Origin of the sequence: Vibrio genomosp. F6, from assembly GCF_005146325.1 — a bacterium.
Classification (GTDB): domain Bacteria; phylum Pseudomonadota; class Gammaproteobacteria; order Enterobacterales; family Vibrionaceae; genus Vibrio; species Vibrio cortegadensis.
The window spans coordinates 1-640 of record NZ_SYUT01000094.1 but is presented as its reverse complement, the minus strand read 5'-3'; the positions used below and the strand labels follow the sequence as shown (position 1 = coordinate 640).

1 protein-coding gene is annotated in these 640 nt (G+C 41.4%); it reads right to left on the bottom strand.

Going from position 1 to position 640, the window contains the following annotated elements:
- Positions 1–141 precede the first annotated feature (141 nt).
- On the bottom strand, positions 142–606 hold the full coding sequence (locus FCV43_RS19690) for a GIY-YIG nuclease family protein (RefSeq protein ID WP_136996128.1): 465 nt from the start codon (positions 604–606) through the stop codon (positions 142–144).
- Positions 607–640: the final 34 nt, after the last annotated feature.

Here is a 640-nt window from a genome sequence, read left to right as displayed (position 1 = left end):
GGGGTCATATCAACGCCGCGTTAAGTGGTGAGCAACGCAGAGCACCCTGCCTAAACCATTGTGCCGTAAACACAAAATTCAAAGCAAACCGAAAATGCCAAGCGTTGGGAATCCGTCTTAAACGCTTTGTTAGGGCTGCAACTACACGGTGAAACCACACTTTAAACAGCGTTCACCACCATAGTTTTCATTGTAACTAAGTCCTAGACTACTACCGCACCCAGGACAATAGTCTGAATTATCGAGTGTTCCCCATTCCCACGTATCTTCATATTCGGGAATCCCATGCCTGTCATAACCGATTAATTCACCTGCGTTAGTTTGTTTTTTGATATAACTGCAGTGACTATGCGCTTTTAATAAATCGAGTACAATTTCATGGTTTATTTCGAACCATTCCCCAATTACACGTTGCTCTTTGTACTTCTTGTGTAGTTGTGTTTCAAGTTCACGATCAGTACCACTGTCAATCCAACCCATTAAGGCAAGTTTTCTCGAATTCCCCGTTTGCAAAGCTTTTAGACGTTTAACTGGATCTTTACTGATTCCGATTTTAATTCGCTGATTAATTAGGTCTTCGTTTTCGATAATAAAATAAAGTGCCATAATTTCCTTGTAGCCCTAACGCCCAATTCTTGCG

Bases quoted from the DNA above. Each gene is read 5' to 3' on its own strand.
- FCV43_RS19690 (WP_136996128.1), bottom strand. From the start codon at position 606: ATGGCACTTTATTTTATTATCGAAAACGAAGACCTAATTAATCAGCGA.